We start from the raw sequence: 24272 nt of genomic DNA, 5'->3' as shown, positions 1-24272 counted from the left end.
CTGCGCAGCTTACATGTGCCCTCCGCGGGGGGCCAAGGGGTTTTCTCTTAGACTCCAGGCATGGCTGATGCTCCGTACAAGCTGATCCTCCTCCGCCACGGCGAGAGCGAATGGAACGCGAAGAACCTCTTCACCGGATGGGTTGACGTCAACCTCAACGAGAAGGGCGAGAAGGAGGCGGTCCGGGGCGGCGAGCTGCTGGCGGACGCCGGTCTGCTCCCCGACGTCGTCCACACCTCCCTCCAGAAGCGCGCGATCCGCACCGCGCAGCTGGCCCTCGAGGCCGCCGACCGGCACTGGATCCCCGTCCACCGCAGCTGGCGCCTCAACGAGCGCCACTACGGCGCCCTCCAGGGCAAGGACAAGGCGCAGACCCTCGCCGAGTTCGGCGAGGAGCAGTTCATGCTCTGGCGCCGCTCGTACGACACCCCGCCGCCGCCGATCGCCGACGACAGCGAGTTCTCGCAGGCCGACGACGCGCGCTACGCCTCCATCCCGCCGGAGCTGCGCCCCCGCACGGAGTGCCTCAAGGACGTCGTCCACCGCATGCTGCCGTACTGGTACGACGGCATCGTCCCGGACCTCCTCGCCGGCCGCACCGTCCTCGTCGCCGCCCACGGCAACAGCCTCCGCGCCCTCGTCAAGCACCTCGACGGCATCTCCGACGCCGACATCGCGGGCCTGAACATCCCCACCGGCATCCCGCTCGCCTACGAGCTGGACGCCGACTTCCGCCCCGTCACCCCGGGCGGCCGATACCTCGACCCCGAGGCGGCCGCGGCGGCGATCGAGGCCGTGAAGAACCAGGGCAAGAAGAAGTAACTCCAGCTGATCAAGCCCCCTACCCGCCGGTTCTCCGCGAGTAGGGGGCTCGTTGCTGTTCCGGGGCCGTCACGGCATACGGCTTGCCCCCGCGGGGAAAGCGGTTGACGCGCGCCGTCGGGCGTCGGTTTGCTGCGGGGATGTCTCAGCTTCGGATCGAGCAGCCGCAGGACGACGCCGCCCTCGAGCACTGGCAGCACGTGCACAACGAGATCGTCCCGACGGCCGTGCTGTCCCTGGAGGACGTGCGGGAGCGGGCCGGCCGCAATCACTTGGAGGTGGCGTACCTCGGGGAAGTCGTCGTGGGGTGCACGACGGTGCGGCCGCCCGAGGGGGAGCAGGACGTGGTCACGGTGATCGCGCGGGTCCTGCCCGGGTACCGGGGGCGCGGGTTCGGGGCGGAGTTGTACGCCCGGGGCCTCGGGAGGGCGCGGGAAATGGGCGGCGGGGCGGTCGAGACGGTGGTGCTGGCCTCGAACGAGGGCGGGCTGCGCTTCGCGGAGCGGCACGGTTTCGTGGAGGTCGAGCGGTACGTGCTGCCGGGGGACACCATCCCGTTCGTGACACTGCGACTTCCCTGACGCCCGGCGGCCGATGAGTTCACCGCGCCCGGGCGGTCGGTAGGTGTGACAGTGCTCACGCGCGCCGCGCGCAAGGGAGGTACCGATGACCACCGAGGGTTTCACCACGTGTCTGTGGTTCGACGGGCAGGCCGAGGAGGCGGCGAACTACTACGTCTCCGTCTTCAAGAACTCGGCGATCGGCACGATCGGCCGTTACAACGAGGCGGGCCCCGGCCCCGCGGGGTCCGTGCTGGCGGTGGAGTTCACGGCCAACGGCCAGAAGTTCGTCGCGCTGAACGGCGGGCCGCAGTTCACCTTCGACGAGGCGATCTCGTTCCAGATCCGCTGCGCGGACCAGGCGGAGGTGGACTACTACTGGGACAAGCTCACCGAGGGCGGTGAGGAGGGCCCCTGCGGGTGGCTGAAGGACCGGTACGGGGTCTCGTGGCAGGTCTTCCCGCAGGCGCTGCTGGACATGATCGCCGACCCGGACCCGGAGAAGGCCCGCAGGGCCACCGAGGCGATGCTCTCCATGAAGAAGATGGACCTCGCCGCGCTGCGGCGGGCGTACGCCGGGGAGTGAGCGAGGAGATGCCGAGGGCCCGTCCGGAACGTCCGGACGGGCCCTCGGCCACGGGGAGTACCCACGGAAGGGGTCAGCAGTTGCACCCGCCGCAGCGGCAGGGCGCTCCGGACTGGCAGCCGCAGCCGCAGCCCGCTCCGCAGCCGCACGCTCCGAGGAGCGGCAGCTCGCGGACACCGGGGGAGTGCGGGGTTCCCTCCGCGGACGACTGGTCGCGGGCGGTGGACGACGTGGGGGATTCGGGCATCAGTACCCTCCTGGGCCGGTGAACGGCTGCGTGCATGCCTCCCACCAGTGAAGGGCGTCCCCCACGGGCGCATCAACGGCGCGCGGAAGCGTTCCGGCGCGTCCGGTATGTCACCGTCCCGCGGCGCGGACCCCCGCTGCCGCGACTAGTCCGCCGGCATCGGGATGGGCGGCGGGGTCAGCTCGTCGGGGTGCTCGCCCGTGACGAGGTAGACCACGCGCTTGGCCACCGAGACGGCGTGGTCGGCGAAGCGCTCGTAGTAGCGGCCGACCAGGGTCACGTCGACCGCGGTCTCTATGCCGTGCGACCAGCGGTCGTCCAGCAGGTGCTGGAAGAGGGTCCGGTGCAGCTCGTCCATGCGGTCGTCGTCCTGCTCCAGCTGGAGCGCCTCGTCGACGTCCTTGGTGACGATGACCTCGGCGGCCTTCGCCATCAGGCGCTGCGCCAGCTGCCCCATCTCCAGGATGGTGCTGTGCAGGTCGCTCGGCACGGCGCTCTCCGGGAAGCGCAGTCGTGCGAGTTTCGCCACATGGCGCGCCAGGTCGCCGGAGCGCTCGAGGTCGGCGCTCATGCGCAGCGACGTGACGACGATCCGCAGGTCGGTGGCGACCGGCTGCTGGCGGGCGAGCAGGGTGATCGCCCGGTTCTCCAGCTCGCGCTGGAGGTCGTCGATCTTCTCGTCGGCGGCGATCACGCTCTCCGCCAGTTTGAGGTCGGCGTCGAGCAACGCCGTGGTCGCCCGGCCGATCGCGGAGCCGGCCAGCCGGGCCATCTCGACCAGGCCGTCACCGATCGAGTCGAGTTCCTCGTGGTATGCGTCGCGCATCGCGTTCCTTCCGTTCCCGATCAAACAAAGAGGATTGTCCTCCACGCCGGCACGCCCACACGCTCGCCCCCGCACGCGTATCGCCCGAGCCCCGGGAATGAATCGACCCTGACACCACGGTGAACTCTTGGCAACGCACGTTCGATAAGAAGCTCCGACTGCTGTGGGTCACTCATTCCGTCCGCCTAACCTGGGTGTATGGACGTGAACGCGGCAGTCGCCGCAGCCAGTGCGATCGCCGGTCTCTGCACCGGTGTGATCGCTGTGCTCGCGTTCCGCTGGAGCGAGCGGGAACAGGCCCGCCCCACGCGCACATCCCTGCGGCAGGACGCCGCAGCCGTACTTCCGCCGGGCGTGGACACGGTTCTCTCCGTGCTGCGCTCGTCGGCCGTCGTCCTCGACGAGGGCGACACGGTGGTCAAGGCCAGCTCGGCGGCGTACGCCCTGGGACTGGTCCGGGGCGGCAGGCTCGCCGTCGACCAGATGCTGCAGATGGCACGAGAGACCCGGCGGGATGGCGAAATACGGCAGGTGGAACTGGACCTGCCACGCCGCGGTGCCGGACGGGGCGAAGGCCTCGCGGTGTCCGCGCGGGTGGCACCGCTGGGCTCCCGCCTGGTGCTGCTGCTCGTCGAGGACCTCACCGAGGCCCGGCGGATCGAGGCGGTGCGGCGCGACTTCGTCGCGAACGTCAGCCATGAGCTGAAGACGCCGGTCGGTGCCCTGTCACTGCTCTCCGAAGCGGTGATGGACGCCAGCGACGAGCCGGAGGCGGTACAGCGCTTCGCGGGCCGTATGCAGATCGAGGCCTCCCGGCTGACCAGCCTGGTCCAGGAGATCATCGACCTCTCCCGGGTGCAGGACGACAACCCCCTCGACGACGCGGAGTCCGTCGCCGTCGACGATCTCGTCGCCGAGGCGGTGGACCGCTGCCGGCACCCCGCCAACGCCAAGCAGATCACCATGGCCACCGGCGGTGCCCCCGATCTGTTCATCTGGGGCAACCGCGGTCAATTGGCGGCCGCCCTCGGCAACCTCGTCGAGAACGCGGTCAACTACAGCCCGGCCCGCACTCGTGTGGGCATCGCGGGCCGCCGGATCCCCGCCCCGGGCGGGGACCTGATCGAGATCTCCGTGACCGACCAGGGAATCGGCCTCTCAGAAAAGGACCGGGACCGCGTCTTCGAGCGGTTCTACCGGGTGGATCCGGCGCGTTCGCGCGCGACCGGCGGCACCGGGCTCGGTCTGTCCATCGTCAAGCACGTGGCCGCCTCGCACGGCGGGGAGGTCACGGTGTGGAGTGCTGAAGGCCAGGGCTCCACTTTCACCCTACGGCTGCCGGAGGCCGCGACATCCCGGGAATCCCGGGACCGCTCCGCCGCCGCCGTGCCGTCGGAGGACTCCGAAACCTCCTCCGCTCTCTACGAGTCGTTCCCTGATCACATCCCCGCCCCGGAGGTCCTCCCGTGACCCGAGTACTCGTCGTCGAGGACGAAGAGTCCTTCAGTGATGCCCTGTCCTACATGCTCCGCAAGGAGGGCTTCGAGGTCGCCATCTCGGCGACCGGCCCCGACGCCCTGGACGAGTTCGAGCGCAACGGCGCCGACCTCGTCCTGCTCGACCTGATGCTGCCGGGCCTGCCCGGCACCGAGGTCTGCCGCCAGCTGCGGCTGAAGTCCAACGTCCCGGTGATCATGGTGACCGCCAAGGACAGTGAGATCGACAAGGTTGTCGGCCTCGAAATAGGAGCCGACGACTACGTCACCAAGCCCTTCTCCTCGCGCGAGCTGGTGGCGCGTATCCGCGCCGTCCTGCGCCGGCGCGGCGAGCCGGAGGAGATCTCCCCGTCCGCGCTGGAGGCCGGCCCGGTCCGCATGGACGTCGACCGCCACGTCGTCACCGTCGGCGGCGGCAAGGTCGACCTGCCGCTCAAGGAGTTCGACCTCCTGGAGATGCTGCTGCGCAACGCGGGCCGCGTCCTGACCCGCATGCAGCTGATCGACCGGGTCTGGGGCGCCGACTACGTCGGTGACACCAAGACCCTGGACGTCCACGTCAAGCGCCTGCGCGCGAAGATCGAGCCGGATCCGGGTGCGCCGCGCTACCTGGTGACGGTGCGCGGCCTGGGCTACAAGTTCGAGCCGTAAACCGCGCGTGCCTCCGGAACCGGGGAACCACCGGAACCGCGGGGCGTCCGCAACGCGGAAGGGGCCCCGGGAGCACATCGCTCCCGGGGCCCCTTCGCGGTGTCAGGGGGTCACGGGGTCGGCGACCCGGTGGCGGACTCGCTGACGCCGGAGGACGGGCTGCCGGAGGGCTTGGGCTTCCCGCCGGGGCTGGTGGAGACGCTCGGGCTCGCGGCGGCCTCGCTGGGGCCGAACGAGGCGTAGTAGCCCGTCGCCGGCAGCGCCAGCGTCTGGAGCTTGACCTCGCCGGTCTTGCTGAAGTCGAAGACGACCTGCTGGAAGTCGCCGTTGTTCTTGCTCTCCGTGCCGCCCGCGAAGGTGGCGGCCGGGTTGCCGTCCCCGCCGATCAGCACGGAGCCGTGGCCGGGGACCTTGATCGGGCCGGACAGTTCGGCCTGTTGCCCGCCGACGGTCACGGACTCGAGCGTCTGCTCGTCGTCGCCGTTGTTGAACACCTTGGCTGAGATCGCGGACGAGCCGCTCGACCCGGCGGCCTGGGTCAGGACCACGGCGTTCTGGACCTCGATGTCGCCCACGCTGGTGGCCGCGTGGTCGGGCCGGACCTGCAGCGTGTCGGCGTGGTTCCCGGCCGCGCACGCGGCGAGCGGGACCAGCGACAGCGCGAGGACGGTGGCGAGGGCGCCACGTCGAAGCCAGGGGGCGCCCCCGGCCGGAGGTTGGGGGAGGCTCACGGCGGCGGCATCTCCTTGGGCAGGGTACGGAGGTACAGGTGTACGGACGTACGGGACTGACGACTTACCAAGTGCGGGCTTAGGTTACCGAGCCCGCCTCCCGGGCCCGCACCGGGCCACCCTTCGGCGGGGCGGCCTCACCCTCCCGGGTGTCCTCGCGGCCCCCCGGACCGCCGCGGAACCCCTTCGAGCGCCCCGTCCGCGCCCCCGCCGGCACTCGACGGGAATCCATTCCGGCATTACGCCGAACGATTCCCGCCACCCCGCCATGATCGATTTACCGTTGATCCCCCGGACGGAAATCCGGCGGTGCGCAAAAATGGATCACCGCGGTCCGTGGCGGCCGAACGGAGTAGCGGCCGACCCCCCGCAGGGGAGGGACAAATCCGGATGTTGCGCCCCATGATCGGGGTCTGTGCGTGGCGTGACAGGCGTGTTTCGGCCTCCCCTGATACCCGCTCCGACCTGCGAATACCGCCTTCCGCCCGCCCCGCGCAGCACGTCCCGGGCGCCCTTGTCAAGCCCCGAGATATGCCCTGACCTGCGAAAACGCCATTCAGAACCGGCCGTTTCCGTGTTACCCTGGATAGCCACGGAAGGGGTACCTGTCACATGACGTTCAAGGTTGGCGACACCGTGGTCTATCCCCATCACGGGGCCGCGCTGATCGAGGCCATCGAAACTCGCCAGATCAAAGGCGTGGACAAGACCTACTTGGTGCTCAAGGTCGCCCAGGGCGACTTGACGGTACGCGTGCCCGCGGACAATGCGGAGTTCGTCGGCGTGCGCGACGTGGTCGGTCAGGAAGGGCTGGACCGGGTCTTCGAGGTGCTGCGGGCACCGTACACCGAGGAACCGACCAACTGGTCCCGCCGCTACAAGGCAAATCTGGAGAAGCTCGCCTCCGGCGACGTCATCAAGGTCGCGGAAGTCGTGCGCGATCTGTGGCGGCGCGAGCGGGAGCGAGGACTGTCGGCCGGCGAGAAGCGCATGCTCGCCAAGGCCCGTCAGATCCTGGTGAGTGAGCTCGCGCTCGCGGAGAACACGAATGAGGACAAGGCCGAGACCCTTCTCGACGAGGTTCTCGCGTCCTGACGCGGATTCCCGCGGTGCCCGGTGCGTCCCGTACGCCGGGCACTGCGGCGTACCCGCAGGTCTTCACGGGCCTGTGCGGTGCGCCGCCCCTCACGGCCGCCCGTCCGGTGGGACGGCGCGACCGCATGACCCGTCGAACGGGCTGCGGGATCGTTCCCCCGTGCCGTGCGCGGGCCCGATCGGGGCCTTTTTCAGCGCACCGGCGCTCGTACGCGGTGCCCAGCGTTGGCTCGTGCGTCGACTCCCCCTGCATACTGAGTGCCGGGCCCGGGCAGTTGGCCCTGTCGGTGTCACGGAAGGGTCCGACAGGCGCTTCGTGCCCGGCACGTTGAGGCGATACCCAATTCGGCCAAGGACACAAACCTGACTACCGCCGCAGTCATTCCCGCCGCCGGACGCGGAGTCCGGCTCGGCCCCGGTGCGCCCAAGGCGTTGCGCACCCTGGGCGGCGTCCCCATCCTCGTGCACGCCGTGCGTGCCATGACCCGTGCCCGCGCGGTGTCGCTGGTCGTCGTCGTGGCGCCCGCGGACGGCGTCGCCGAGGTCAGGGCGCTGCTGGACAGCCACGGGCTGCCGGAGGCCAAGGACATAAGGATCGTTCCCGGCGGCGACACCCGCCAGGAATCGGTACGGCTGGGGCTGGCCGCCCTCCCGGACGAGGTCGACGTCGTGCTGGTGCACGACGCGGCCCGCCCGCTGGTGCCGGTCGACATGGTCGAGGCCGTGGCCGCCGCCGTCCGCGACGGCGCCGCGGCCGTGGTGCCGGGCCTGCCGCTGGCCGACACCGTCAAGCAGATCGAACCGGACACGGGCGCCGTGGTCGGCACCCCCGAGCGCGCCCTGCTGCGCGCCGTGCAGACCCCGCAGGGCTTCGACCGCGTCACGCTGGCCAAGGCGCACGCCACGGTCACCGGCGAGGTCACGGACGACGCGTCCATGGTCGAGCGGCTGGGCGTCCCGGTGCTGGTCGTCCCCGGCCACGAAGAGGCCTTCAAGGTCACGCGCCCGCTGGACCTGGTGCTCGCCGAGGCCGTACTCGCACGACGGAGGGCCTCCGATGAGTACTGACCGGACGCCCGGCCTGATCCCCCAGGTCGGCATCGGCACCGACATCCACGCCTTCGAGGCGGGCCGCGAGCTGTGGGTCGCCGGACTGCTGTGGGAGGGCGAGGGCGACGGGCTGGCGGGCCACTCCGACGCCGACGTCGTCGCGCACGCCGCGTGCAACGCGCTCTTCTCCGCCGCCGGCCTGGGCGACCTCGGCGCGCACTTCGGCACCGGGCGCCCGCAGTGGTCCGGCGCCTCCGGTGTGACCTTGCTCACGGAGGCCGCCCGGATCGTCCGCGAGGCCGGCTTCGGCATCGGCAACGTCGCCGTCCAGGTGATCGGCCCCCGGCCCAAGGTCGGCAAGCGCCGCGCCGAGGCCGAGGCCGTGCTGACCCGCGCGGTCGGCGCCCCGGTGTCGGTGTCGGGTGCCACCACCGACGGGCTCGGCTTCACCGGCCGCGGCGAGGGGCTGGCCGCCGTGGCCACGGCGCTGGTCTACCGGGTGTAGCGGGCCGCGGGACACGTACGGGTGAGGTCCGGTGTCACAACCCCGTGAAGCCGCTGCGAGGCCGTCCGCCGCAGGGGTCCCGGGCCACTACCCTTGATGCGTGACTATTCGCCTGTACGACACCAACGCGCGCCAGGTCCGTGACTTCACCCCGCTCACGCCGGGCTGCGTCTCGATCTACCTGTGCGGCGCGACCGTGCAGGCGGCCCCGCACATCGGCCACGTCCGGTCGGGGCTCAACTTCGACATCATGCGGCGGTGGTTCGCGCACCGCGGCTACGACGTGACGTTCGTGCGCAACGTCACCGACATCGACGACAAGATCATCGCCAAGTCGGTCACCGAGAACCGCCCCTGGTGGTCGATCGGTTACGACAACGAGCGGGCGTTCAACGCCGGTTACGACGCGCTCGGCTGCTTGCCGCCCACGTACGAGCCGCGCGCCACCGGGCACGTCCCCGAGATGATCGAGATGATGCGCGGCCTGATCGAGCGCGGCCACGCCTACGCCGCCGAGGGCAACGTCTACTTCGACGTGCGCTCCTTCCCCGGCTACCTCGGGCTGTCCAACCAGGAGCTGGACAACCTGCGCCAGCCCGAGGGCGAGGGCGAGACCGGCAAGCGGGACCCGCGCGACTTCGCGATGTGGAAGGCCGTCAAGCCCGGCGAGCCGTCCTGGGACACCCCGTGGGGTCGCGGCCGTCCCGGCTGGCACCTGGAGTGCTCCGCGATGGCCCACAAGTACCTGGGCCCCGCCTTCGACATCCACGGCGGCGGCATCGACCTGATCTTCCCGCACCACGAGAACGAGATCGCCCAGTCCAAGGCGTACGGCGACGACTTCGCCGCCTACTGGGTGCACAACGCCTGGGTCACCATGAGCGGCGAGAAGATGAGCAAGTCGCTCGGGAACTCGGTGCTCGTCAGCGAGATGACCAAGCGCTGGCGGCCCATCGTGCTGCGCTATTACCTCGGCACCCCGCACTACCGCTCGATGATCGAGTACAGCGAGGAGTCGCTGCGCGAGGCGGAGTCGGCGTTCGCACGGATCGAGGGCTTCGTGCAGCGCGTCGTCGAGATGGCCGGTCCGGTGGAGCCGGCCGCCGAGGTGCCGCCCGCGTTCGCCGAGGCGATGGACGACGACCTGGGCGTGCCCCAGGCGCTGGCGATCGTCCACACCACCGTCCGCCAGGGCAACTCCGCGCTGACCGCGGACGACAAGGAGACCGCGGTCGCCCGCCTCGCCGAGGTCCGTGCGATGCTGGGCGTCCTCGGTCTGGACCCGCTCCACGAGCACTGGTCCGGCGGCGAGCGCAGCGAGGACCTGCACGGGGTCGTGGACTCCCTGGTCCGCCTGGTGCTGGAACAGCGGCAGGGGGCGCGGGCCCGCAAGGACTACGCGACCGCCGACGCCATCCGCGACCAGCTGCAGCAGTCCGGCCTGGAGATCGAGGACACGCCCTCCGGCCCGCGCTGGTCGCTCGGCTCGCGGTAGGCGCCGTGCCCGGCCTCCGGGCCATCATTGATACGTACGTTCACGCAGGAGCAGCCGTACGCGGCTGTGTAGCAGGAAACAGGTGACCCATGGCCGGCAACAGCCAGCGCAGGAACCGCCGTACCGCCAACAAGAAGGGCGCGACGGTCGGCAGCGGCGGGCAGCGGCGCAGGGGCCTGGAGGGCAAGGGCCCCACCCCGCCCGCCGAGGCGCGCAAGGGGCATGCCAAACAGCGTGCCGCCAACGCGAAGGTGAAGCGCGCCGCCTCGTCGCAGTCCCGCCGCCCCTCGGGGCGCGGCGCGAAGTCCACGTCCGAACTGGTCGCGGGGCGCAACCCGGTGGTCGAGGCGCTGCGCGCCGACATCCCGGCCACGGCGGTCTACGTCCAGCAGTTCATCGACAACGACGAACGGGTGCGCGAGGCGGTCAAGCTCGCCACCGAACGCGGCGTCCCGCTGATGGAGGCGCCGCGCCCCGAGCTGGACCGCATCACCAACGGCCTGAACCACCAGGGCCTGGTGCTGCAGATCCCGCCCTACGAGTACGCCCACCCCGAGGACCTGGCCGCGGCGGCCTTCGACGCGCGCGAGGACCCGCTGATCATGGCCCTGGACGGGGTCACCGACCCGCGCAACCTCGGCGCGGTCGTGCGCTCCGTCGCCGCCTTCGGCGGGCACGGGGTCGTCGTCCCCGAGCGCCGCGCGGCCGGCATGACCGCGGGCGCCTGGAAGACCTCGGCCGGCACCGCCGCCCGGGTCGCGGTCGCCCGCGCGACCAACCTGACCCGCACCCTGGAGGCGTACCAGAAGGCCGGCCTCACGGTCGTGGGCCTCGCGGCCGACGGGGAGGTCGAACTCCACGAACTGGAGGCGCTCTCCGGCCCGGTCGTGGTCGTCGCCGGTTCCGAGGGCAAGGGGCTGTCCCGGCTGGTGGGCGAGACCTGTGACGTGCGGGTGCGCATCCCGATGCCGGGTGGCGCGGAGTCGCTGAACGCGGGTGTCGCGGCGGGCATCGTGCTCTACGAGGCGGCGCGCCGCCGGGCGTGACCGTTCCGTTTCGGGACAAAACCGCTGGTTGACGGGCCTCGGACAGAAGAGGCCCGTCACACAGTGTCCTTATCGGGTGTCACTCGGTTAGATGAGTGTGGACACCAGAACACCCCGCACTCCTCCGGGGGGACGGGCCGCGGCACCCGACGAGCCCGTGCTCACCATGCACAAGATCGCGTCCGACCCGGCCCAGGTCATCGTCAATCACGCGAGCTTCCGCGTGCAGCTCGGCGCGTCGTCCGCGCCCGCGATGGCGAGGACCGCGCGCGTCCCGGTCATTCCCACGTCCGTGCGTCCCTCCGCCGCCGCGCAGCGCCGCGGCGCGCCGCTGGTGTGGTCCGGGCGCAGCCGCCCCGGCGACGCGGCCGCCACACAACTGCTCTCCGCCGTGAGGCAGAGCAACTCCGACAGCCTCGACGCCGGCGCCACGACCCAGGTGCTGCCGCGGATCGAGGAGCACCCGCAGCCCCTCGTCGGCGCGCCCCGCCGTCCCCCGGCGCCCGACGAGATGCTCGGCGGCCTGCGGCCCGCGCGCGGCGCCTTCGACGGCCACGACGACTCCGAGGACACCGGCGAGTTCGCCTACGCGGCGCACTACGACGTCGACGACGGGGCGCAGTTCGGCCCGGACGACGACGAACAGGACTACGGCCACGGCCGCACGCGCCGGGCCGACCGGGGCGAGCCGATCCGGCACGCCTGGTACCCCGGCCGCCGGATGAACCTCGGCATCGTGCTGCTGCCGCTCCGGATCTTCCTCGGCTTCATCTCCATCTACGCCGGCATGGGCAAGCTCTGCGACCCCGTCTACTTCGACGGCGGCAAGCGCGGCTCCATGGTCACCTGGCTCAACTCGCTGGACCCGTGGGCGGCGGCCGAGCCGCTGCGCGACCTCGCGCTCGCGCACCCCATCGGGGCCGGGCTGACGGTGGCCTTCCTCCAGGTCATCGCCGGTGTGCTGACGGTCTTCGGGCTCTGGCAGCGGTTCGCGGCGTCGATCGGCGCCCTGCTGTCGGCCGCCCTGCTGGTCACCGTGAGCTGGCGGACCGTCCCGGCGTACGACGCGCCCGACATCGTCTACCTGGCCGCGTGGAGCCCGCTGATCATCGCGGGCGCGCCGGTCTACTCCGCCGACGGACGGCTGGCCTCCGAGGCCTGGCGCCGGCTCGGCCCGCGCGCCCCGCTGTGGGAGCTGCGGCGCCGGGTGCTGCGGCGCGGCGCGGTGCTCGCCACGGTGCTGGCCGGCGTCGCGCTGGTGGTCGGTGCCACGCTGGGCACCGCGGTGCGGTCGACCTCGCCGCACTCCCAACTGCCCGGCCCGACCGACCTGCCCACCAACGACCTCAACGGCTCCCCGTTGCCCGAGGTGCCAGGTGAGGACTCGGCCAAGCCGTCCGCGGCGCCCTCGGCCTCCCGGTCCGGCAAGGCGTCGCCCTCGCCGTCCAGTTCGCCCTCCACGCCGAGCGCTCCGTCCTCGGCGCCGACCGTCAGCCGCTCCGCGTCCGGTGCGAACGGCACGGGCTCGGCGGGCGGCGGCACCGGGAGCAGCCCGACGCACACCGTGCCGTCCACCCAGCCGCGGCCGACGCAGCCGAGCAACCCGCCGACCTCCACCGGCAGCGGCGGTTCGACCGGCGGCGGTGGCAGCGGCGGCGGTTCCTCCGACAGCGGTGGGGCCCTCGGCGGCCTGCTCGGCAGCGGTGAGACCTCCGGGTGGCTGCTGGGCGCCCCGGCGCACCGCACGGGGTCCGGAAAGGTCGCATAACGCCCTGTACGCCCACGAGGCGGCCGGAGGAGCGCAGGTGCTCCTCCGGCCGCCTCGTCGTTGTGCCAGGGGCTCTCAGGGCCGGGAGGCGAGCTCCTTGGCGGCCTCGGTGAGGTCCTTCTCGGTGTCGATGGCCCGCCAGTACGCGCCCTGGGGCAGCGAGAAGCCCGCCAGCCGCCGTTCCCGGGCGAGTTGGGGGAAGGTCGTGCGCTCGTGGTCCCCGCGGTCCGGCAGCAGCTCCGTGAAGCCGGGGGAGAAGACGTAGACGCCCGCGTTGATGAGGAAGGGCGAGGGCGGCGACTCGACGAAGTCCAGGACGTGGCCGAACTCGTCGGTCTCCACGGCGCCCCACGGGATGCGGGGGCGGGCCAGCGCGAGGGTGGCGGCCGCGGCGCGCTCGACGTGGAAGTCGGCCATCTCGCGGAGGGAGAACCGCGTCCAGATGTCGCCGTTCGTGGCGTACCAGGCCTCGTCGGGCCGGGGGAGGGAGGCGGCGGCGAACTTCAGGGCGCCACCGCGTCCGAGCGGCTCGCGCTCGACCACGGTCGTGATGCGCAGCGGCAGATCCGCCGCCGCGCCGGCGAGCCAGTCCTGGAGGACGTCAGCGAGGTGGCCGCACGAGATCACGGCGTCGGTGACGCCCTCGGCGGCCAGCCAGGCGAGTTGATGGCCGATGATCGGAGTCCCGGTTCCCGGGATCTCGATCATCGGCTTCGGGCGGGTGTCGGTGTACGGGCGCAGGCGGGAACCCTGTCCTCCGGCGAGGAGGACGGCCTGGGTCACCACCTGGGAGGTCGTGGGCGCGCCGGTCATGGACGCACCCTACGGGACCGGGGTGTCGGGTCATCCGACGGAGGCGACGCCCGTGGCGAAGGCGGTGTCGCAGACCGGCCGCGACCAGGACTGCGCGCGCTGCACGGAGCCGTACTTGGCCACCGCGGCACGCCCCAGCGACTTGGCGAGGGAGCCGCAGTACTGGGCCAGCGACGGGCGGGCGGCCATCTCGCGCTGCAGCGAGGTGAGGGCGACGCCCGGGTTCTTCGCCTGCAGCTCCGTGAGGAGCTTGCGGCGCAGCACCTCCTGCGGCGCCGACCGGCCGGCCGAGGTGGCCTCCTTGTCGTGCGAGGCGGTGAGCACCTGCGACTCGGAGGCCGAAGTGGCCCACGGGACACGGGTGACCGCGAGGGTGCCGGACAGTACGAGGACGACCGGGAGGACGAGGGCGAGTGACTTGCCGATACGGCGGGCTACCTGGTTCACGGCAGTGATGGTAGCGAGGAGTAATGATTTGGCGACATTTAGCCACTCTGACGAGTGATGAATGCCTCTTGATCGACTACGGGGGCATTGACGAACACGCTCGAAACGCGGCTGTGTGCCCGTAAATGGGGCGGTCTCGCGGGGCCGCTCCGGAGGGGGAGAACGACCGTGGCCCGGCCCCCCTTGCGCGGGGGCCGGGCCACGGTGCGTACCGTCTGCGCGTCAGTCGCTGAGGCGCTCACCGGTGGAGGTGGAGAAGACGTGCGTCTCGCCGGCGCGCGGCACGACACGGAGCACGGAGCCCTTCTCGGGCACCTGGCGGCCGCCGACGCGGATGACCAGGTCCTTGTGCTCGTCGCCGACCTGGGCCGAGCCGTAGACGAAACCGTCCGCGCCCAGCTCCTCGACGACGTTCACGGTGACGGCCAGACCGGCCGGACCGTCCTTCGAGAGCGACGAGCTGTCGCCGTCGACGATGTCGAAGTGCTCCGGGCGGACGCCGACGGTGACCGTGCGGTCGCCCTTGTCGGCCGCGGCCTGGATCGCGTCGCGCTCGACCGGCACCACGGAGTTGCCGAACTTCACGCCGCCGTCGGTGATCGGCACCTCGACCAGGTTCATCGCCGGCGAGCCGATGAAGCCCGCGACGAAGAGGTTGGCCGGGCGGTCGTACATGTGGCGCGGGGTGTCGACCTGCTGCAGCAGACCGTCCTTGAGGACCGCGACGCGGTCGCCCATGGTCATGGCCTCGGTCTGGTCGTGGGTGACGTAGACCGTGGTGGTGCCGAGGCGGCGCTGCAGGGAGGCGATCTGCGTACGGGTCTGCACACGCAGCTTGGCGTCCAGGTTGGACAGCGGCTCGTCCATGAGGAAGACCTGCGGCTCACGCACGATCGCGCGGCCCATCGCCACACGCTGGCGCTGACCGCCCGAGAGCGCCTTGGGCTTGCGGCCCAGGTACTCGGTGAGGTCCAGGATCTTGGCCGCCTCCTCCACCCGCTTGCGGATGTCGGCCTTGTTCACGCCCGCGATCTTCAGGGCGAAGCCCATGTTGTCCGCGACGGTCATGTGCGGGTAGAGCGCGTAGTTCTGGAACACCATGGCGATGTCCCGGTCCTTGGGCGGCAGGTGGGTGACGTCCCGGTCGCCGATCCGGATGGTGCCGTCGTTGACGTCCTCCAGGCCGGCCAGCATGCGCAGCGAGGTCGACTTGCCGCAGCCCGAGGGGCCGACGAGGACGAGGAATTCGCCGTCCGCGATGTCGATCTGCAGCGCGTCGACAGCGGGGCGCTCGGTCCCGGGGTAGATCCGGGTCGCCTTGTCAAAAGTGACAGTAGCCATGGTGCAGTGGTCCCTTCACCGGCAGGAACGTGCCGGACGATCCGAGTAAAGGAGATGAGGTCTAGTCCACGGGGGAGTGGACTTTCCGTGACGCTACCCCCAGCGCCCCACTTTGTCAGCACCCCCCTGCCGCCCAATTCCCCGACCCTCCCCCCTCCCCGCCTGGGTACACTTCTCCCTGACCCCACCCACCGGTCACCACGGCGGGCGCGGGACGCCTGCCGCCTTAGCTCAGCTGGTAGAGCACCGCTCTTGTAAAGCGAAGGTCGTCGGTTCGAACCCGACAGGCGGCTCCATGTGTGACCTGCGTCAACGCCTCACGTGATGCGAATCACGGGGGCGTTGGCGGCAGATTGTGACGGCAGTCACCCTGCCGTGCCGGTTCCGTCGGCCAGTCGTCAGGCGATCGGATGCCACACAGCCCCCGGGCCCTGCCGGGACGTTCCGGATGACGGCCCTGGGGCAGCCTGGGCCTCGCACGGAGAACCGATGGGCCGAAGTTCTCCCCGCCGACATATTGAGGACGGCTGCCGCCGTGCCGAGGGAGAAGTGCCCGTGGAGGATCCGGGGTTCACCGTGCTGGTGACCGAAACCGGGAGCGGCGGCCAGGAAGCCCTGCGGGCGGTGCGGGCGGTGACCGGGCTGAGTCTGCGGCGCAGCGAGCTTCTTCTGGGCAGTGCTCCCGTGGCGGTTGTGACGGCGGGCTCCTTCGCGATGGCCGTCGGTGCGGCCGGGCAACTGCGCGAGGTCGGCGTGTCCGCCGTCGTGTGCTGCACCTGGTGCGACAGGACGGTGCCCCGCGACGGGACGCTGCTCGCCCCCGGCCCTTGTGCGTCCGACTACTGGCCGACCGCCCATTGCCAGGCGAACTCCCTGACGCGTTGCGATTGCGAGTTCTGCGGCACCTACGGGCCCCCGGCGCTCACTCTCCGACGCCCGTTCCACGAGGATTCGGCCGGTGGTCTCCTCCGCGTTCAATACGGTGTGGATGGCGTGCGAACGCGTGGGCTAATGTGCGTCGGGCCCGACTTGGACGCGACTGCCGTGGAGCCAAGTCCGGCCAGCCGCCCCGGCGTTGCCGCCGGGCGCCGCATCGCAGTCATCTCTGGGGGGAAACGCTTTGCGACGTTCCATCATGCTGTCCGCCGCGATCTCGACGGCGCTCGGTGTGTCGGCCCTCGCGGCCACCACGCCGGCGCAGGGGGCCACCACCCCCCAGCCGCCCGGGATCGCCGCTTCCGGGGATTTCCAGCACCCCGGCATCCTGAATGTCCGCACCTTCTCCGACATCCCGGTCACCGGCATCACCGCCCATTTCTTCCCCCTGCGCAGCCCGGAGGGAACGCCGGAGGCCGGTTCCACCGACGACTTCAGCGTCATCTGGAATCCGGGCGGGAAGACGACCGACTGGCAGACCGCGGTGCACCTGCCGGAGCACGGTGAGTACCGGATGACCTTCGACGTCACGGATGCCTCCGGTGCCACCTTCACGGGTCTGACCCGTCCGTACACCGTCCTTCACTACCAGACGGCGATGAGAATTCCGGATTTCAGCGTCACGCCGACGGCCCCGGACTACTCGCATCAGCGCGTCACGGTCTCCGGCACGCTCCTTGCCGAGCCTCCGGGCGAACCGGAGGCGTCAGTGCCCGTCGCCGGGGAGGAGGTCGACATCGAAACCGGCCACGCGGTGATCGTCGCGACCACCGGCCCGGACGGGCGGTTCACTGCCGACTTCGTCCCCACCGCCCGCGACGCCGACGTGTACGCCCGGCACGGGTTCAACGCCGACGCCGGCGACGCGGTCAACCTCGCGTCGTCATCGGTGCGCGTCACCACGGTGCAGTGGCCCACCAGGGTCTCGGTCAACACGCACACGCTGAACCTCGCGCAAGGCGCCACGGGAACGGTCACCGGCCTTGCCGAGATCCAGACCCCCGAGGGCTGGCAGCCCCTGCCCGGCTCGCTGCTCGCCTACACGAACGGCCCGAGCGGGACCGGACTCAGCGGCGCGTACACCGACGGCCACGGCCGGTACACCCTGAAGGTGCCTTCGACGGGTGCCGCCCTCGCCGGCCGGGTCGTCCTGGCCGGTGACGACGAGCTGTTCGCGACGATGTCGTCCCAGCCGCTGACCGTCCATGTGGCGTTCAAGACCGTGCTCAACGCCAATCTGACCCTCGACGACCGGTCCCGGCTTCATGTCACGGGTTCGCTCAACCTCAAGGACAGCCGCGCGCACTGGCCCGCCAAGCCGGCCGTCGTCCTGGACTACTCCAAGAACGGCAAGACCGGCTGGAAGGCCGTGGCAACCCTCCCGGTGACCGTCCGCCACAACAAGGCCGGTGTCGCGGAGACCTTCGGCCAGACCCGTACGGCTCCGTCCGACGGCTACTGGCGCGTCCGCTTCCAGGGCAACCCCGATCTCGCCCCCGCGGTCACCAAGACCGTTCACCTGCGCCGGCTGGCGACCCGGGTCGTCGGTTTCAACGCCACGCCCGAACCGGTGCGCAAGGGCGACCACATATGGCTGAACGGCACCGTGCAGGTCCGTAGCGGCACCGGCTGGAAGCCCCTTCGGGACTGGGGGGTGTCCCTGTACTTCAAGCCCCGCGGCGCCAAGAGCTACCGGTACCTGTACCAGATGGGGCTCGACGACAAGGGCCGCTTCGCCAACTGGGAACGGGCCACTCAGGACGGCACGTGGGCGGCGGTCCTCGACGGGACGACCGCGCAGACCTACCTCGTCAGCAACACCGTCTCGGACTACGTCGACGTCCGGTAACGACCCCGTCGGCGCCGCTCTGAAGCGGCAGAACGCCCCGGACCGTGGATTGGTCCGGGGCGTTCCGGGTCCAGGCCCCACGGCGGCCTCCCGGGCCTGGTGGGCCGGGAAGGGCGGAACCGTGCGGGGTCAGTGGGTTACTTGACCGTGACCTGGGCCGTGCCCGTGACGCCGCCACTGGTCACCGTGATGGTGGCCGTGCCGGCGCGGTGGGCCCGCAGGTGGCCGGTGGTGGGGTCCACCTCGGCGACCTTGGTGTTGCTGGAGGACCAGACGTGGGACGCCGGGTCCGCGATCGGCATGCTGAGCGGGGCGATGTTGTCGCCGCCGATCAGGGCACCGGTCGCGGTCAGGTCCACCTGGTCGTTGCGCTCCATCGGCGCGGTCGGCGCCGTGATGGCGATGGACGCCAGGGCGGGCTCGACGGAGTACTGCAGGTTGCCGTCGGTGCCGATGCGCATCAGGCCGAAGTGGTAGAAGCCACCCTGGTCCGCCGGGGCGTACGCGGGCATGCCCAGGTCCGCGAAGGTGAACTGCGGGATGCCGCCCTGAGCGGTGGTCACGCTCTCGCCCTCGGGGTTGAGGATCTGCTCGGAGAAGCCGCGCGCGTGGCCGTACATCATGATCACGTGCTGCTGCGGGTGCGACTGCTGGAACTTCTGGACCAGCCGCATGTACATGCGCGCCTCCCAGCGGTCCGTGAACTGGCTGTTCGCGGCCGGGTGGGGGTCGTAGGCGGGCATGTGGGTGACGACCAGCACGTCCTTGGCCGTGGCGGCCGACAACTGCTGGACGAGCCACGGGTACTGGGCGCCGGTCGGGTCCTGGAACGGGTCCGAGCTCTGCAGGCTGCCGTGCGAGTTGTCGGTGACGATCAGCCGCGCCTCGCCCTGGGTGTAGGCGTAGTGCGTGTCACCGAAGGTGTCGCTGTAGTTGCCGTTCTCGGAGTCGGCGCCCTGGGTGATCTCGTGGTTGCCGACGATGTCGCGCTCGGGGATGCCGAGAGCGTCCATCTTGGACTTCGCGTACTGCAGGTCGGGCAGCTTGCCGTCGTCGGGCATGTCGCCCAGGAACTGGGCGGCGTCCGGGTGGGCCTGCGGGCTCAGGGTGGGCAGTCGCTTGGCGATGGAGTCCATCACGTTGCTGCTGACCGAACCCGGGTCGGAGGCGAGCATGTGCGCGTCGTCACCGGTGAGCAGGGTGTTGCCGCTCTTGGCGAAGTTGTCCGCGTTCTCCTCGAACTTCAGCCAGGACGGGTTGTCCGGGATCGCCTTGTAGTCGGGCACCGTGACCGGGCGCGGCGAGTACAGGGCCTGGAGGCCGGAGACGTTGAGCGCGCCGCTGTAGGCGGTGCTCGGGCTGATCGCCAGGAAGTCGATGAAGCTGATCGTCAGCGGGAACTGCATGCCGGCGGGCAGCTGCGCGACCGCCAGGTGCCAGTCCTTCCAGGTGACGAAGGTCGGGTACAGCGTCGTCGACGTGCCGTTGACGTTGATGTACTTCTCGGCGAGCTCGATGCCGTTGCCGTCGCCCTTGATCCACACACCGATGCCGGTGGGGACGTGACCGCCGTTGGTGTCGGTCTTCAGGGTGACGTTGGGCGAGAGCACCAGCTGCTTGACGCCGGAACCGGCCGGCATCGAGTAGTCCAGGCGCAGCGAGCCGGTCTCGGTGGAGCCCGGCGGGACGACGCCCGGGTCGGCCGACAGGGTGGCCGGCTTGCCGGTGGTGTTGTTGCTCAGACGCCAGACGCTCGTGCTGGTCATCGGGTCGATGACCTTGCTGACGCTGCCGACGGCGACCGAGGCGGTGGCGGTCCTGCCGCCGACCTCGGCGGTCACCTCGGCGAGACCGCCGTTGTTCGCGTCGGCGGTGAACACGCCGTGCGCGTCGACGGTGCCGAGCGAGGACGGGGTGACCGTCCACTTCGCCGCGTCGGCGGAGATGTCCGTGGTGCGGCCGCTCTTGACGGTGCCCGTCAGGGTCAGCTGCTGGGTGCCGCCGTTGGCCATGTCGACGGTGTCCGGGGAGAGGGACAGGTCCTTGAGCTCGGCGGCGACCTCCAGGTTCTCGGAGGTGCTGCGGCCGTCGCTGGTGGCGATGACCTCGCCCTCACCGCTGCCGTGCGCGGTGAGCCTGCCGTTCTCGTACGAGGCGAGGGAGGCGGGCTCGACGCGGACGTCCACGGTGCCGTCGGTCGGGTTGCCGACCTTGTCCGTGGCGTACACCGACAGCGGGATGGTGCTGCCGGGGACGGTGGTGATGCGGTCGCCGCCGTTCACGACGACCTTGTGGGCCTCGGCGGGCTCCTTCTCGGTGGAGTAGAAGAAGATGCCGTTGGCGACCGGGCGCTCGGTGTTGCCGGGCTGGTCGGACGGGGTGTTGACGACCGTGGCCTGCTTGGCGCCGGGGGCGCGCACGGCCATGGTGGTCGAGCCGCCGCCGTCGAAGAGCATCGCGGTGTCCGCGCCGTGGGCGACCATGTAGCCGGCCGCCTGCTCGGGGGTCACGCCGAAGGCGCGGGTCGTGCCGCCCTGGCCGTCGACCGCGACGACGATGGCGTGCTTGCCGTCCTCGGTGATACCGACGGCGGTCTCCGGGTTGGCGCCGCTCGGCGGGGTGCCGGTCGGGTCCTTGTAGACCTTGCCGTCCTTGACCAGCGTGGTGACGCCGCTGACCAGCTGCGTGACATCGTTGTCCGGGGACAGTCGCGTGGTGATGCCGACCGTGTCGCCGGAGTGCAGGTTCGCCGACAGCCAGGTGCCTCCGGCACCGGCGCCGAGCAGGCCCAGCTGGTCCTTGCCGAGCTGCGGCAGGGAGGTGACGGCGCTGCTCACGCTGTCGACGGTGAAGCCACCGGCGGTCGCGTGGCCGAGCACCAGGGTGCCGCTGGTCAGGCCTGTGGCGGCACCGAGGTCGGGGGTGACCTCGGTGATGCCGCCGGCCGTCAGGTCGCCCACGGTGTTGACCGACGTGAGCGCGCGGGTGGCGGCACCGTCGGTGATCGTGCCGGAGAAGGTCTCCGGGCCCATGACCATCGAGCCGTCGGGGCGGATGCCCAGCTGGGAGGCGAAGCCCGGCTTCGGGCTCTTCAGCATCCGGCCGTCGGTCACCACGCCGCCGAGCGGACGGCCGCTCGCGTGGATCTCGAAGTAGTCGCCGTTGACGCCGGCCACCGCGTGGGTGCGGTTGGCCATCGACGAGACCGTCTCGTCCGCCGGGTTGGTGACGGTGTCGCCCGCCTCGACGATGCCGACCCGGAGGTTCGGGTCGCTGAGGTCGGCGCTCAGCACCTGGACGTGCTGGCGCCCGCCCACGGTGTCGTAGGTCTCGCTGTAGTGCTCCAGACCCTGGGTCACGGTCTCGCTCGGGGTGCGGCTGTAGTCCACCACGAGCGGCCAGTTCTCCGGCGTCTGCGGCAGCCAGTCCTGGTCGGCGGCCCGGTCGCTCGCGGCCCCGTCCCCGGATGTGCCCGAGGCGGTCGCAGCGCCGGTGACCGCACCGGCCAGTGCCAGCGCCAGCGCGGTCACCACCGCGGTCCGGCGTGCGCCGGCTCCCACGGATCTCTTCCCGCGAAGTGTCATTGCGTGTGTCCTTATGAGTGTGCTGCCGGTCGAACACCGGCTCGCGTACACACGACACCCGCATGGCGAAGGAGAGATGGCCGGTTGCGGGTTTTCAGATGACCCACAGGAGTGGCATGTCTATGGATTCGGTCAAATATCGGCCGGATCGGAGTGTGCGGACGCCCCCGTAACACAGCGTGCGGTACGGGGGCGCCGGTCCGTGACGGACGGCCGCGTCTACCAGGTGGAGGGCGCCGGCGGGACGACGACCGGCGGGCGGTCGTCGCAGGTGATGGTGTTGGGCAGCTCCCAGGAGGCGAGCCAGGGCCCGGTCGTGCCGCCGCCGTCGTTGCCGCCGAGGTCACCGAGCGAGAACTCCGAGCCGGTGGCGGGGAAGTTGAACGAACCGCAGTTGTTCACCCCGACCGCGCCCACATTGCGGGCGTCGACGTTCTCGAAGGACGCGGAGCCGGAGGCGCGCGCGCTCACCACGGAGGTGCCGGTGCCGTCGACCCGAATGTCCTTGAAGTGCACGTTGCTGATGGAATAGGCGTCCTTCACCGGGAAGTCGGAGACCAGCATGATCGCGTTGTAGGTGTTGTCGAGGAAGTGGTCGCCGGTCACGCGGATGTCGGCGTCGATGCTCTTCTCCAGGGCGTAGAACCAGATCGCCCCCAGACCGATGTTCCAGTTCAGCTCGTAGGTGCCCGCCCGCACCGTGGTGTTGTCGGTGATCCACAGGTGCCCGGCGAACGGCTCGGCGCCGAAGCGGGAGCCCACCTGGAGGGCGCTGCCCTCGCGGATCGGGTCGGCGATCAGATTGCCGGAGACCGTGTTGTCCGTGCCGCCGTAGACGGCGATGCCGTTGGCGAGCACGGGGGTCTGCACCGTGTTGTGGTCGAAGGTGTTGCGGGCGTTGGCGGTCTTCTCCGACCACATGGCGAGCCCGTCGTCGCCGGAGTTGCGGACGAAGTTGTTGCTGACCACCGAATCGGTCACGCCGGTGTGGAAGTTGAGGCCGTCGGCGATCTGGTCGGTGATGACGTTGCCGGTGATCCGCAGGTTCGACATCGGGCCGTCGAACCACATGCCCACCTTGGTGTGGTGGATGTACAGGTCCTTGATCGTGGAGTCCGAGAGCGCGCCGCCGATGCCGTTCACCTGGTCGGTGTCGATGCGCTCGCGGACGTCGCCCTCGATCGCGAAGCCCGACAGGTGGACGTCGTGGCTGCCGCCGGCCGAGGCGTCCTTGCCGTAGAAGCCGACCCCGGTGTGCACCGAGCCGTCGGGGGCGGGGGTGCTGAGCGCGACCTCCTTGCCCTTGATGACGGTGTACCAGTTGCCGGCGCCCTCGATCGTCACGTCGTCCACGACGATGTGCCGATTGACCTGGTACGTCCCCGGCGGGATGTAGACCTTCAGGTGCGCGCGCCGCGCGAAGGCGATCGCCTTGTCGATGGCGCCCGCGGAGTCCCGGCGGCCGGTCGGGTCGGCGCCGAAGGCGAGCACGTTGGCGGCGACGAGGGCGATCCGCGGGGCGGCCACCAACTGCGAGTCCAGCAGGTCGATCGTGGTCGTCACGGCGCCGGCCCGGGCGGGGACGGTGAGCCTGATCTTCTCGCCGGCCTTGTACGTCCGGCCGAGCGGCAGCCGTTGCTCGTCGTAGAAGTGGTTCGGCCGGAACGGCTTGTCGACCACCGGCGCCGGGGTGGTGGCGTTCGGCACGCAGGCGCACTCGGTGATCCACCAGTCGTCGTGCAGCAGCCCGGCCCGGGGGTCGTTGGAGAACGGGTACTGGTTGTAGAGCCAGGCGTACTGCGAGGTGAGCGTCATCGTCCGGCGGCCCTGCCCGCCGGCGGTCACGTCGAGCGGTGCGGTGATGCCGCCACCGTCCGGCGCGTCCGGGATGCTGTACCGCACGGTGATCGCGTTCGCGGCGCTCGGCAGCGTGAACTCCACGTACTGGCCGCGCTCCAGGGTCACCGCCTTCCGCCCGGACGCCTCCGCGGGGAGGGTGTAGGCGCTGCGGCCGGGGCCGATGACCGTGCCGTTCGTCGCGGCGTTCTCCGCCTCCTGCTCGGCGAAGCCCGGGTCGGCGCCGCGTCCGGCGACCAGCGCCGGATCCAGTGCCGCCCGCGTCACGACCGGGCCGGCGGCCTTCGCCGCGGCGGTGCCCGCCTGCGCGGTCCCGCCGAGACCGAGCCCGATCCCGGCCGCCGCCGCGACCACCGCGACCGTTCTTCGCCAGGTGTTCCTGCTCCTGCTGCTCCCTGCCATCCCCAGCTCGTTTCTCTCGTAGGCGCGACCGCCCTGGACGTGCGAGGCGGAGCGGACGTCGTGAGGTGAGGCGACAGTAAGGACCCGGCGGACGGCTCCACAAGGCTCCTGCGCGATGTTTTCGGTGCACTGATGACGAAGTGCAGATCTTTGTTCATTTCTTGC

At 70.9% G+C, this 24272-nt stretch carries 19 protein-coding genes and 1 tRNA gene; 13 read left to right on the top strand and 7 right to left on the bottom strand.

What is annotated here, in order from left to right; genetic code table 11:
- The first annotated feature begins 60 nt into the window (after positions 1-60).
- The 3 genes from ACFYXS_RS34530 (at position 61) to ACFYXS_RS34520 (ending at position 1968) form a co-directional block, all read left to right on the top strand.
- Complete coding sequence (locus ACFYXS_RS34530; RefSeq protein WP_319663529.1) at positions 61-822, top strand: phosphoglyceromutase; 762 nt, start codon at positions 61-63, stop codon at positions 820-822.
- 140 nt (positions 823-962) lie between these two features.
- Positions 963-1403 carry a GNAT family N-acetyltransferase gene (locus ACFYXS_RS34525; RefSeq protein ID WP_389255501.1) on the top strand — a complete coding sequence of 147 codons (441 nt, stop codon included), beginning with the start codon at positions 963-965 and terminating at the stop codon, positions 1401-1403.
- A gap of 85 nt (positions 1404-1488) precedes the next feature.
- On the top strand, positions 1489-1968 hold the full coding sequence (locus tag ACFYXS_RS34520) for a VOC family protein (RefSeq protein ID WP_389255499.1): 480 nt from the start codon (positions 1489-1491) through the stop codon (positions 1966-1968).
- A gap of 392 nt (positions 1969-2360) precedes the next feature.
- On the opposite strand, the gene phoU is transcribed toward ACFYXS_RS34520, so the two are convergent.
- Positions 2361-3041, bottom strand: coding sequence for a phosphate signaling complex protein PhoU (phoU, locus tag ACFYXS_RS34515; RefSeq protein WP_360910124.1), 681 nt, complete (start codon positions 3039-3041; stop codon positions 2361-2363).
- Positions 3042-3239: 198 nt separating this feature from the next.
- On the opposite strand from phoU, the gene ACFYXS_RS34510 reads away from it, so the two are divergent.
- Both ACFYXS_RS34510 and ACFYXS_RS34505 read left to right on the top strand, forming a co-directional pair.
- Positions 3240-4511 (top strand): sensor histidine kinase, encoded by a 1272-nt coding sequence (locus tag ACFYXS_RS34510; RefSeq protein WP_389255496.1) that lies wholly within the window; start codon positions 3240-3242, stop codon positions 4509-4511.
- Complete coding sequence (locus tag ACFYXS_RS34505; RefSeq protein ID WP_319663536.1) at positions 4508-5188, top strand: response regulator transcription factor; 681 nt, start codon at positions 4508-4510, stop codon at positions 5186-5188. Before ACFYXS_RS34510 ends, ACFYXS_RS34505 begins: the two co-directional genes overlap by 4 nt.
- Positions 5189-5298: 110 nt before the next feature.
- Here the strand turns inward: ACFYXS_RS34505 and ACFYXS_RS34500 are convergent, their stop codons facing one another.
- Positions 5299-5919, bottom strand: coding sequence for a DUF461 domain-containing protein (locus ACFYXS_RS34500; protein ID WP_389255494.1), 621 nt, complete (start codon positions 5917-5919; stop codon positions 5299-5301).
- Between the two features lie 612 nt (positions 5920-6531).
- Between ACFYXS_RS34500 and ACFYXS_RS34495 the strand changes: the two genes are divergently transcribed.
- The 6 genes from ACFYXS_RS34495 (at position 6532) to ACFYXS_RS34470 (ending at position 12878) form a co-directional block, all read left to right on the top strand.
- Positions 6532-7014: a CarD family transcriptional regulator gene (locus ACFYXS_RS34495; protein ID WP_018559600.1), complete on the top strand. Its 483-nt coding sequence runs from the start codon at positions 6532-6534 to the stop codon at positions 7012-7014.
- 336 nt (positions 7015-7350) lie between these two features.
- On the top strand, positions 7351-8082 hold the full coding sequence (gene ispD / locus ACFYXS_RS34490; RefSeq protein WP_389255640.1) for a 2-C-methyl-D-erythritol 4-phosphate cytidylyltransferase: 732 nt from the start codon (positions 7351-7353) through the stop codon (positions 8080-8082).
- Positions 8072-8569: a 2-C-methyl-D-erythritol 2,4-cyclodiphosphate synthase gene (gene ispF, locus ACFYXS_RS34485; protein WP_389255492.1), complete on the top strand. Its 498-nt coding sequence runs from the start codon at positions 8072-8074 to the stop codon at positions 8567-8569. The genes ispD and ispF overlap by 11 nt, the downstream gene beginning before the upstream one ends.
- A gap of 100 nt (positions 8570-8669) precedes the next feature.
- The gene (gene cysS, locus ACFYXS_RS34480; RefSeq protein WP_389255490.1) at positions 8670-10064 is read left to right on the top strand and encodes a cysteine--tRNA ligase; all 1395 of its coding nucleotides are present in this window, start codon (positions 8670-8672) and stop codon (positions 10062-10064) included.
- Positions 10065-10153: 89 nt separating this feature from the next.
- On the top strand, positions 10154-11110 hold the full coding sequence (gene rlmB, locus ACFYXS_RS34475) for a 23S rRNA (guanosine(2251)-2'-O)-methyltransferase RlmB (RefSeq protein ID WP_389255488.1): 957 nt from the start codon (positions 10154-10156) through the stop codon (positions 11108-11110).
- Between the two features lie 166 nt (positions 11111-11276).
- Complete coding sequence (locus ACFYXS_RS34470; RefSeq protein ID WP_389255486.1) at positions 11277-12878, top strand: DoxX family protein; 1602 nt, start codon at positions 11277-11279, stop codon at positions 12876-12878.
- A 75-nt stretch (positions 12879-12953) separates the two neighbouring features.
- Here ACFYXS_RS34470 and ACFYXS_RS34465 read toward each other — a convergent pair whose 3' ends face one another.
- The 3 genes from ACFYXS_RS34465 to ACFYXS_RS34455 all read right to left on the bottom strand — a co-directional run bounded on the left by ACFYXS_RS34465 (position 12954) and on the right by ACFYXS_RS34455 (position 15479).
- Positions 12954-13691, bottom strand: coding sequence for an NDP-sugar synthase (locus tag ACFYXS_RS34465; RefSeq protein WP_389255484.1), 738 nt, complete (start codon positions 13689-13691; stop codon positions 12954-12956).
- A gap of 30 nt (positions 13692-13721) precedes the next feature.
- A complete protein-coding gene (locus ACFYXS_RS34460; RefSeq protein ID WP_319663544.1) occupies positions 13722-14138 on the bottom strand; it encodes a hypothetical protein in 417 nt (138 codons plus the stop codon).
- A gap of 222 nt (positions 14139-14360) precedes the next feature.
- Positions 14361-15479 (bottom strand): ABC transporter ATP-binding protein, encoded by a 1119-nt coding sequence (locus tag ACFYXS_RS34455; RefSeq protein ID WP_389255482.1) that lies wholly within the window; start codon positions 15477-15479, stop codon positions 14361-14363.
- A gap of 220 nt (positions 15480-15699) precedes the next feature.
- Between ACFYXS_RS34455 and ACFYXS_RS34450 the strand changes: the two genes are divergently transcribed.
- Together ACFYXS_RS34450 and ACFYXS_RS34445 are read left to right on the top strand one after the other, a co-directional pair.
- A tRNA-Thr gene (locus ACFYXS_RS34450) sits at positions 15700-15775 on the top strand.
- Positions 15776-16599: 824 nt separating this feature from the next.
- Positions 16600-18264 carry a hypothetical protein gene (locus ACFYXS_RS34445; RefSeq protein ID WP_389255480.1) on the top strand — a complete coding sequence of 555 codons (1665 nt, stop codon included), beginning with the start codon at positions 16600-16602 and terminating at the stop codon, positions 18262-18264.
- Positions 18265-18401: 137 nt separating this feature from the next.
- On the opposite strand, the gene ACFYXS_RS34440 is transcribed toward ACFYXS_RS34445, so the two are convergent.
- Both ACFYXS_RS34440 and ACFYXS_RS34435 read right to left on the bottom strand, forming a co-directional pair.
- Positions 18402-21824, bottom strand: coding sequence for a phosphodiester glycosidase family protein (locus tag ACFYXS_RS34440; protein WP_389255478.1), 3423 nt, complete (start codon positions 21822-21824; stop codon positions 18402-18404).
- Positions 21825-22067: 243 nt separating this feature from the next.
- On the bottom strand, positions 22068-24107 hold the full coding sequence (locus ACFYXS_RS34435) for a glycosyl hydrolase family 28-related protein (RefSeq protein ID WP_389255476.1): 2040 nt from the start codon (positions 24105-24107) through the stop codon (positions 22068-22070).
- Between the last annotated feature and the right edge of the window lie 165 nt (positions 24108-24272).

The organism is Streptomyces sp. NPDC002574, assembly GCF_042889545.1.
Classification (GTDB): domain Bacteria; phylum Actinomycetota; class Actinomycetes; order Streptomycetales; family Streptomycetaceae; genus Actinacidiphila.
This window is presented reverse-complemented; position numbering and strand designations above follow the sequence as displayed.

Excerpts from the sequence above, each read along its gene's own strand:
- ACFYXS_RS34495 (WP_018559600.1), top strand. The coding sequence starts at position 6,532 with ATGACGTTCAAGGTTGGCGACACCGTGGTCTATCCCCATCACGGGGCC.
- ACFYXS_RS34435 (WP_389255476.1), bottom strand. The coding sequence starts at position 24,107 with ATGGCAGGGAGCAGCAGGAGCAGGAACACCTGGCGAAGAACGGTCGCG.
- ispF (WP_389255492.1), top strand. The coding sequence starts at position 8,072 with ATGAGTACTGACCGGACGCCCGGCCTGATCCCCCAGGTCGGCATCGGC.
- ACFYXS_RS34470 (WP_389255486.1), top strand. The coding sequence starts at position 11,277 with ATGCACAAGATCGCGTCCGACCCGGCCCAGGTCATCGTCAATCACGCG.
- ACFYXS_RS34465 (WP_389255484.1), bottom strand. The coding sequence starts at position 13,691 with ATGACCGGCGCGCCCACGACCTCCCAGGTGGTGACCCAGGCCGTCCTC.
- ACFYXS_RS34530 (WP_319663529.1), top strand. The coding sequence starts at position 61 with ATGGCTGATGCTCCGTACAAGCTGATCCTCCTCCGCCACGGCGAGAGC.
- ACFYXS_RS34510 (WP_389255496.1), top strand. The coding sequence starts at position 3,240 with ATGGACGTGAACGCGGCAGTCGCCGCAGCCAGTGCGATCGCCGGTCTC.
- phoU (WP_360910124.1), bottom strand. The coding sequence starts at position 3,041 with ATGCGCGACGCATACCACGAGGAACTCGACTCGATCGGTGACGGCCTG.
- ACFYXS_RS34525 (WP_389255501.1), top strand. The coding sequence starts at position 963 with ATGTCTCAGCTTCGGATCGAGCAGCCGCAGGACGACGCCGCCCTCGAG.
- ACFYXS_RS34455 (WP_389255482.1), bottom strand. The coding sequence starts at position 15,479 with ATGGCTACTGTCACTTTTGACAAGGCGACCCGGATCTACCCCGGGACC.
- ACFYXS_RS34520 (WP_389255499.1), top strand. The coding sequence starts at position 1,489 with ATGACCACCGAGGGTTTCACCACGTGTCTGTGGTTCGACGGGCAGGCC.
- rlmB (WP_389255488.1), top strand. The coding sequence starts at position 10,154 with ATGGCCGGCAACAGCCAGCGCAGGAACCGCCGTACCGCCAACAAGAAG.